Annotated in this window: 10 protein-coding genes, 1 tRNA gene and 1 pseudogene; 8 read left to right on the top strand and 4 right to left on the bottom strand. The window is 68.7% G+C overall.

What is annotated here, in order from left to right:
* A pseudogene (gene rph / locus ADBZ6I_RS14775) lies at window positions 1–261 on the top strand (ribonuclease PH); the annotation flags it as partial.
* A 24-nt stretch (window positions 262–285) separates the two neighbouring features.
* Window positions 286–933 (top strand): non-canonical purine NTP pyrophosphatase, encoded by a 648-nt coding sequence (locus ADBZ6I_RS14770; protein WP_526385111.1) that lies wholly within the window; start codon window positions 286–288, stop codon window positions 931–933.
* Here ADBZ6I_RS14770 and ADBZ6I_RS14765 read toward each other — a convergent pair.
* Both ADBZ6I_RS14765 and ADBZ6I_RS14760 read right to left on the bottom strand, forming a co-directional pair.
* Window positions 923–1,261 (bottom strand): DUF3817 domain-containing protein, encoded by a 339-nt coding sequence (locus tag ADBZ6I_RS14765; protein ID WP_526385109.1) that lies wholly within the window; start codon window positions 1,259–1,261, stop codon window positions 923–925. The genes ADBZ6I_RS14770 and ADBZ6I_RS14765 overlap by 11 nt on opposite strands.
* Entirely contained in the window at window positions 1,258–1,659 is a 402-nt protein-coding gene (locus ADBZ6I_RS14760; protein WP_526385107.1) for a hypothetical protein, read from the bottom strand. Before ADBZ6I_RS14760 ends, ADBZ6I_RS14765 begins: the two co-directional genes overlap by 4 nt.
* A 45-nt stretch (window positions 1,660–1,704) precedes the next feature.
* Between ADBZ6I_RS14760 and ADBZ6I_RS14755 the strand changes: the two genes are divergently transcribed.
* Window positions 1,705–1,788, top strand: a tRNA-Leu gene (locus ADBZ6I_RS14755).
* Between the two features lies 1 nt (window position 1,789).
* Here the strand turns inward: ADBZ6I_RS14755 and ADBZ6I_RS14750 are convergent.
* Window positions 1,790–2,560: an SDR family NAD(P)-dependent oxidoreductase gene (locus ADBZ6I_RS14750; protein WP_526385105.1), complete on the bottom strand. Its 771-nt coding sequence runs from the start codon at window positions 2,558–2,560 to the stop codon at window positions 1,790–1,792.
* Between the two features lie 62 nt (window positions 2,561–2,622).
* Between ADBZ6I_RS14750 and ADBZ6I_RS14745 the strand changes: the two genes are divergently transcribed.
* The gene (locus ADBZ6I_RS14745) at window positions 2,623–3,435 is read left to right on the top strand and encodes an SDR family oxidoreductase (protein WP_526385103.1); all 813 of its coding nucleotides are present in this window, start codon (window positions 2,623–2,625) and stop codon (window positions 3,433–3,435) included.
* Between the two features lies 1 nt (window position 3,436).
* On the opposite strand, the gene ADBZ6I_RS14740 is transcribed toward ADBZ6I_RS14745, so the two are convergent.
* Window positions 3,437–3,706 carry a hypothetical protein gene (locus ADBZ6I_RS14740; RefSeq protein WP_526385101.1) on the bottom strand — a complete coding sequence of 90 codons (270 nt, stop codon included), beginning with the start codon at window positions 3,704–3,706 and terminating at the stop codon, window positions 3,437–3,439.
* Between the two features lie 53 nt (window positions 3,707–3,759).
* Here ADBZ6I_RS14740 and ADBZ6I_RS14735 point away from each other — a divergent pair, with 53 nt between their 5' ends.
* The 4 genes from ADBZ6I_RS14735 to ADBZ6I_RS14720 form a co-directional block, all read left to right on the top strand.
* The gene (locus tag ADBZ6I_RS14735; protein WP_526385099.1) at window positions 3,760–4,326 is read left to right on the top strand and encodes a hypothetical protein; all 567 of its coding nucleotides are present in this window, start codon (window positions 3,760–3,762) and stop codon (window positions 4,324–4,326) included.
* A gap of 140 nt (window positions 4,327–4,466) precedes the next feature.
* Complete coding sequence (locus ADBZ6I_RS14730) at window positions 4,467–5,189, top strand: hypothetical protein (protein WP_526385097.1); 723 nt, start codon at window positions 4,467–4,469, stop codon at window positions 5,187–5,189.
* Window positions 5,190–5,233: 44 nt separating this feature from the next.
* Window positions 5,234–5,386 carry a hypothetical protein gene (locus ADBZ6I_RS14725; protein ID WP_526385095.1) on the top strand — a complete coding sequence of 51 codons (153 nt, stop codon included), beginning with the start codon at window positions 5,234–5,236 and terminating at the stop codon, window positions 5,384–5,386.
* Window positions 5,387–5,403: 17 nt separating this feature from the next.
* Window positions 5,404–7,026 (top strand): TIGR00374 family protein (locus ADBZ6I_RS14720; RefSeq protein ID WP_526385093.1); only part of this gene is annotated, 1,623 nt, incomplete at its 3' end.

The following is a 7,026-nucleotide window of genomic DNA, read 5'->3' as shown; positions in this document are numbered from 1 at the left end:
GTGCGGGTAGATCTGCCTTACGAGGAGGACTCCCGCGCCGAGGTGGACATGAACGTGGTGGCCACCGACACCGGCACGCTGGTGGAGGTCCAGGGAACCGGGGAGGGTGCCACGTTCCCACGCTCCACGCTGGACAAACTGCTCGACGCCGCGCTGGCTGCCTGCGACACCCTGTTCGCCGCTCAGCGCGAGGCGCTGGCGTTGCCGTACCCCGGTGAACTGCCCGACGGTCCGCCGCCGAAGAAAAGCTTCGGAAGCTAGTTGCGGCGCAATAGGGTCAGGTTCATGACCCGACTTCTCATCGCCAGCCGAAACCGCAAGAAGCTGACCGAACTTCACCGGGTCCTCGACGGCGCCGGCATCACCGGGCTGGAGTTGCTGACCCTCGATGACGTGCCGCCGTTCACCGAGGCGCCCGAAACCGGGGCTACCTTCGAGGAGAACGCGATCGCCAAAGCGCGGGATGCCTTCGCCGCGAACGGGATTCCGGCGCTGGCCGACGACTCCGGCATCGCGGTGGCGGCACTCAACGGCATGCCCGGGGTGCTGTCGGCGCGGTGGTCCGGTGGCTTTGGGGATCCCGACAAGGATGTCGCCAACTATCGGTTGCTGCTGGCCCAGATGGGTGATGTCCCCGATGAGCGGCGCGACGCGGCGTTCGTGTCGGTGTGTGCGCTGGCGACCGGGCCCGGTGCGGACGATCTGACGGTGGTGCGCGGGGAGTGGCCCGGAGTGATCGCCCGGGAACCGTTGGGCGACGGGGGTTTCGGCTATGACCCGGTGTTCATCCCGGTGGGAGAGACTCCTGGGGACGGCCCCACGAATGGCAGAAGCGCCGCGCAGCTGAGCGCCGCCGAGAAGGATGCGGTGTCGCACCGCGGGCGGGCCCTGGCGAAGCTGGTGCCGGCGCTACGCGAACTGGCTAGAGATTGAACCGCTCTTTGATCTCGCGGGTCTGAACCTGCTCGACGATGATGCCCAGTAGCGGGATGGTGCCGGCGAGCAGCACCCCGATGGTCTTGGCGATGGGCCAGCGGATCTTGACCGCCAGGTTAGCGGTGAACAACAGGTAGACGAAATAGACCCAGCCGTGCACCACGCCGATCCAGTTCGGCGGGTTGTCCACTTTGACGATGTACTTGAGCACCATCTCGTAGACCAGAGCGATCAGCCAGATGCCGGTCATCCAGGCCATCACCCGGTAGCCCTTCAGCGCCGAGCGAATCTTCTCGACCGGGGTGATCGGGGGAGTCTCGGTCATGCGGTGGTCCTGTTCTGGTCGGCGCTACCGGCGGCCGGGGGGCCGCCCTGGTCGGATTCGGCAAGCTCGGCGAGGTAGGCGTTGTACTCGCGCATGGTGGCGTCCTGCGGTTGTGCCGCCGGTGCGGGGCGCTCGGGCAGCAGCCCGGCGGGGATCTCGGTGGGGCCGTCGGAATCCGACGGTTGCGGCGGTGTCTCCTCGTATCTGACGAACTGCCGATAAGCGTAGATGCAGAACCCCGCGAACAGCGGCCACTGCAGGGCATACCCGAGGTTCTGGAAGTTGCCGGACGTCGATTCGAACCGGGTCCACTGCCACCAGCCCAGTACCAGGCAGCCGGCGGCGGCGACGATCACCAGCAGGATCAGCGCGACGCGGCGGCGGCGGGGCACGGACACACCAAAACGGTACCTGTGATCAGCCGCGATAAGATCGACGGGCTTGCGGGCGTGGTGAAATTGGCATACACGATGGCTTTAGGTGCCATTGCTCGAAAGAGCGTGAGGGTTCGAGTCCCTCCGCCCGCACTCAGAAGATGCTGTACCCGCCGTCGATCACGATGGTCTGGCCGGTGACGTAGGCCGAACCGGGGCCGGCCAGCCATACCGCCAGCGCTTCGAAGTCCTGCGGAACGCCCCAGCGCCGGACCGGAACACGCGGCAGGATCTTGGTCTGCGCGGCAGGTGATTCCAGCAGATCCTCGGTCATCGCCGCCTTGGTCCAGCCCGGCACGATCGCGTTCGCACGGATGCCGTCGCGGGCCAGTTCCACTGCCAGGCCGCGTGCCATCGCGGCCAACGCGGCCTTGGATGCGGCGTAGTGCACGGCGAACGGCAGGCCGTCGGTCATCGACACACTGCTGGTGAACACGATCGAACCGCAATGGCGCTGCTTCATATGCCCGGCGACGGCGCGCACGGTGAAGAACTGGCCGTCGAGGTTGACTCCCATCACCCGCCGCCACTCCGCGGTGGTCATGGTGTCGATCGGGGACGGCCGGCCGCTCACCCCGGCGTTGGCGAAACAGGAGTCGATGGCGCCGAAGGTCTCCAGCGTGCGTGCGACGCCGTCGGTCACGGCGTCCTCGTCGCTGACGTCGACTCTGAACGCGGCCACCGGCGCGTCCGCGGAATCCCCGCGCAGTTCGGCGACCGCGGCGGCGTTGCGTTCCGCGTTGGTACCCCAGATGGCAACGGCCGCACCGGCTTTACGCAACCCGCGGGCCATGCCCAGGCCGATTCCGCTGTTCCCGCCGGTGACGAGGGCGACGTGTCCGGTGAGGTCCTGCCAGGTGCTCATGCGGCTGATTCTGTCACCGGCCCCGTCGCCCTCCGCGGCGACGGCGGTCTAGATTTGAGGTCATGACGCCGTCGTCTCCCTCCGTGTCGACGTCCTCGCCGACCGTCTTCATCTCCGGCGCCGCCGCGGGCATCGGCAGGGCCACCGCCGTGGCCTTCGCCCGGCGCGGATACCGGGTGGGCGCGTACGACATCGACCTGGGCGGGCTGGCGTCGTTGCGCGAGGAGGTGACCACGCACGGTGGCGACATCGCGATCGGGCATCTCGACGTCACCGACGCCGACGACTGGGCGTTGCAATTGACGGAGTTCACCGGCAGTTCGCGCCGGTTGGACATCCTGGTGAACAACGCCGGGGTGCTCAGTCACGGACGGTTTGCGGAGATTGGGCTGCAGACCCAGCGGCGGATGGTCGACGTCAACGTCTACGGCGCAATGGCCGGCCTGCACACGGCTTTTCCGTACCTGCGGGATACCCGGGGGGCGCAGGTGGTCAACCTCTGCTCGGCCTCGGCGATCTACGGACAGCCCGAACTGGCCACCTACTCGGCTACCAAGTTCGCCGTGCGCGGTCTGACCGAGGGCCTGGAACTGGAGTGGCGCCGCTACGGCATCCGGGTGATCGCGATGTGGCCGCTGTTCGTCGCCACCGCCATGGTCGACGGTGTGGAGACCAAGAGCACCAAGGCGCTGGGCGTGCGCCTGACTGCCGAAGACGTCGCCGAGGAGATCTACGCGGCTACCCACCCGAACCGGACCTGGCTGCCCAAGGTGCATTACCCGGTGGGTCGGCAGACCAAGGTGCTTGCCGGGATGGCTCAGATGTCGCCGGCCTGGATGGCCCGGCTGCTGAACAAAAGGGTCACCCGAACCTGAATCAGCCCACCGGCCGCGGTCCGCGCGGGGGCTGTTGGTTCTGGATGAAGGAATTGCACAGCCCGATATTGCTCGCGATGCAGGGCTGGCCATTGATGACCGGGGTATTCACCGGCGCCAGGCACTGGGCGGTATACGGGTTCGGCACGAATCCGGGGGCGCAGGTGTTAGCGGCTGCGACCGGCGCCGAGACGACGATTCCGACCGCCGCTCCGACGACAGCGACGCCACCGCCCAACGCGACTGCCAAGCGCCGATGGGGTGCCGCCATCGTGGTCCTCTCGCTGTGCTGTCGCCGTCGAGGATACGCGTAGGATCGCGGCCATGTCTGATCCAACCTTCGACCCTGACGAGACCTTCCGGGACTATCCGCGCACGTCAGGTCAGCCCGTCGTGACGTCGCGGCGCTCGGGGCCAGGGTGGATGGCGCCGGTCGCCCTGGCCTTGTCCGTGCTGGCCGCCGCGGCCGCCGGGTGGTCGCTGTTCAAGCCGACGCCGACCTTGGCGCCCGAGGCGCCCGAGGCCCCCGGGGCGTTCTCGGCCAACTCCGCCGCGGCGGACCCGAAAGCTGCGGCCTGCAAAACGGTCGCGCTGGTCGCCGAGGGCGTCTCATTGCAGTCGCGGACCAATCTCGGTCCGGAGCCGGTCGCGCTGGAAACCGTGGCGGCCAATACCCGGCTGTCGATGGTCGGCGGGGCGGCCTATCTGTGGCAGAACACCCCGTCGAACACTCCGGCGGAGTTGGCTGAGCCGATCGGCACGCTGGCCGCTCAATTGCAGGACGCCGCACAGTACTTCTTCGTCGGTCAGACCAGCAGCGTGCCCGAGCAGGCGGAGCGGCTGAAAGCCGCCGCCGCCACCTCCGAGAAGCTTGCGGGTCTCTGCAAGTAGGTTCCTGCTACCTGGGCCGACCCCCGCCGACCCGCTCCTGCTGCCGGTCCTTCCGCCTGGTTAACTTCACAGCAAATCGCTCCCGGTCGGGTGGGCAACGTATTACGGTGGTCGTCATGCCCGCCGACGGGAGAGGACGGATGACAGGTCTGAAGGCGGCGATCGCGCTAGTCGCGGTCGCTTTCGCGCCGATCGCGCCCGCTGCTGCCGACCCAGGTCCGCCGCCGCCCGTCCTGCCTGTGCCGGCGCCGCCGGCCGTCCCGGCACCCCCGGCACCCCCTGCACCGGGTGTTCTGGCTGCTGAGGCCCCGGGTCCGGTGGTGCCCGCGGCCCCGGGCGAGTTCGTCCCGCAACAGGCGCGGATTAGCAATCCGCTGGGCCAGGTGGGCGCCGACAGCGGCCCGCTGGGACTTCCCCCCGTGTCGTTCGCCGACGTGCTGCTGGGACAGCGCCCTCCTGTTCCGGGCCCTCCGGTCCCAGGGCCGGGCGTTCCCCCCGCGCCGGTGGCGGTGATCCCGAGTCTCAGCGCATCCAACCCGGACTATCTGCTGAATCTCAACGTCGACCCGGCCCCGCCCGGCCAGGGCACCCTCGTCCCCGGCATCGGCCCGAACGAGGAGATCGGCGGCATGGGCCGGATCGCGCTCCTGCGCCGGATCTATGGCATGTATGACGCAGGCCTGCTCAAGGGCGCGTTGCTGGGTCAGAATCCGCCGGGTGAGCTCCCGGCGCCCAAGACGGGGCCCGCGCCTGTGCCCGCGACGGTGCCCACCCCTGTGCCGAGCCCTGGGCCCGCGCCGTTGCCCGCGCCAGTGCCGAACCCGGTGCCCACGCTTTTACCCACGCCTGTGCCCACCCCCTAGCCACCCGGCTGACCGGCGTCGCGACTGTTAGCATCATCGCTCTTATGCCTGATCGGTCAGAGATCACGCCGCAGCTGATCGTCGAACCGGGCCGGAGTGAAGGTGCGGTGGGAACCGTGATCTTCGTGCGCACCGAGACCAACCCGCTCATCGTGGTGGCCGCCGCGGCGGTGCTGGGCTACTTCGGGTTCGTGTGACGATAAGTTCTAACACCGTGCGAGTCGACGGACGCGAGGTCACCGTAACCGGTGATCTGCTACAGCCGCTGACCCGGCGAACCAACGACATCGTCCGGGTGGGCCTTTCCGGGCTGTTCCTGGCGATCGTCATCTTCAGCTCGCTGATCACCCGCAGCGACTGGGTCGGCCTGGAGAAGTCGATCTCCCGGATCGTCGGGGTGCTCACCCCGGCCCAGTCCAACGCCGTCTACCTGGTCTATGGCGTCGTGATCGTCGCTCTGCCGTTCGTGATCCTGATCGGGCTGATCGCCGGCCGGCAGTGGAAACTGCTGGGTGCCTACGCGGCGGCGGGTTTCATCGCGGTGTTGGCGCTGTCGATCTCCGGTCAGGGCATCGCCGCACCGCGCTGGCATTTCGACCTCAACGACCGGCTGTCGACGATGCTGTCGCAGTTCCTCGACGACCCCCGGTGGATCGCGCTGCTGGCCGCAGTCCTCACGGTGGCGGGTCCCTGGCAGCCGGCCCGGTGGCGGCGCTGGTGGTGGGGCCTGCTGCTGGCGTTCGTGCCGATACACCTGTTGGTCAGCGCGGTTGTCCCGGCCCGGTCGCTGCTCGGCCTGGCGGTCGGCTGGTTCGTCGGCGCGGTGGTGGTGCTGGTGGTCGGCACGCCGGCCTTGGAGGTCCCACTCGACGGTGCCGTGCGCGCGATGGCGCGGCGCGGATTCGTCACCGACGCGATGACGGTCGTGCGGCCCAGCGGACGCGGTCCGCTGGAACTCAGCGCCACCGACCGGACCGGACGGCATGCGGTGGTCGAACTGTACGGGCCGAACCAGCGCAGCGGCGGGGCGGTGCGGCAGTTCTGGCGCTGGCTGGTGCTGCGCGACAAGGAGACCGCGCCGCTGCAGATGTCGCTGCACCGCGCCGTGGAACACCGGGCGCTGATGACCATCGCCGCCGGCGATCTGGGCGTCGCCAACACCAGCACGCTCAGCGTGGCCGGGCTGGAGCGCGGCTGGACCGTTTTCGCCCACACCACCCCGCGGGGCATCCCGCTGCCCCACCTCCCCGACGACAGTGCGGTCGGCCCGATCTGGGAGTCCTTCGGTGTGCTCTACAACCATCAGATCTCGCACGGAGACCTGCGCCCCAGTGAGATCAGCATCGACTCCCAGACGGCGCTGTTCGGCGGTTTCGGCTATTCCGAGTACGGCGCCTCCGACGAACAGATGCAGTCCGATATCGCCCAACTGCTGGCGACGACGTCCGATCGGTACGGTGCCCGGCCGGCGGTGCGGGCGGCCATCGACGTGCTGGGCGCCGGCACCGTGCTGGACGCCTCGCGACGGCTGACCCGTTCGGCGATGCCAGCCCGCATCCGCAGAAGCCTCTCCGATCCCAAGACAGTGATGGCCGGGGCCCGCGACGAAGTCAAACTGCAGACCGGCGCCCAGGACATCCAGACCGAAACCATCACCCGCTTCACCCGCAAGCAGGTCATCCAGCTGGTGCTGCTGGTGGCGCTGGTCTATGTGGCCTACCCGTTCATCAGCACGGTGCCGGCGTTCCTGTCCGAACTGCGTGAGGCCAACTGGTGGTGGGCGCTGCTGGGCCTCGGCGTCTCGGCCACGACGTATGTGGCGGCGGCGGCCGGGCTG

The organism is Mycobacterium sp. (genome assembly GCF_044342925.1).
In the GTDB taxonomy this organism is placed as follows: Bacteria; Actinomycetota; Actinomycetes; order Mycobacteriales; family Mycobacteriaceae; genus Mycobacterium.
The sequence above is the reverse complement of the archived record's forward strand: the minus strand, read 5'-3'. Positions and strand labels throughout refer to the sequence as shown.

Excerpts from the sequence above, each read along its gene's own strand:
- ADBZ6I_RS14770 (WP_526385111.1), top strand. The coding sequence starts at position 286 with ATGACCCGACTTCTCATCGCCAGCCGAAACCGCAAGAAGCTGACCGAA.
- ADBZ6I_RS14765 (WP_526385109.1), bottom strand. The coding sequence starts at position 1,261 with ATGACCGAGACTCCCCCGATCACCCCGGTCGAGAAGATTCGCTCGGCG.
- ADBZ6I_RS14750 (WP_526385105.1), bottom strand. The coding sequence starts at position 2,560 with ATGAGCACCTGGCAGGACCTCACCGGACACGTCGCCCTCGTCACCGGC.
- ADBZ6I_RS14745 (WP_526385103.1), top strand. The coding sequence starts at position 2,623 with ATGACGCCGTCGTCTCCCTCCGTGTCGACGTCCTCGCCGACCGTCTTC.
- ADBZ6I_RS14740 (WP_526385101.1), bottom strand. The coding sequence starts at position 3,706 with ATGGCGGCACCCCATCGGCGCTTGGCAGTCGCGTTGGGCGGTGGCGTC.
- ADBZ6I_RS14735 (WP_526385099.1), top strand. The coding sequence starts at position 3,760 with ATGTCTGATCCAACCTTCGACCCTGACGAGACCTTCCGGGACTATCCG.
- ADBZ6I_RS14730 (WP_526385097.1), top strand. The coding sequence starts at position 4,467 with ATGACAGGTCTGAAGGCGGCGATCGCGCTAGTCGCGGTCGCTTTCGCG.
- ADBZ6I_RS14725 (WP_526385095.1), top strand. The coding sequence starts at position 5,234 with ATGCCTGATCGGTCAGAGATCACGCCGCAGCTGATCGTCGAACCGGGC.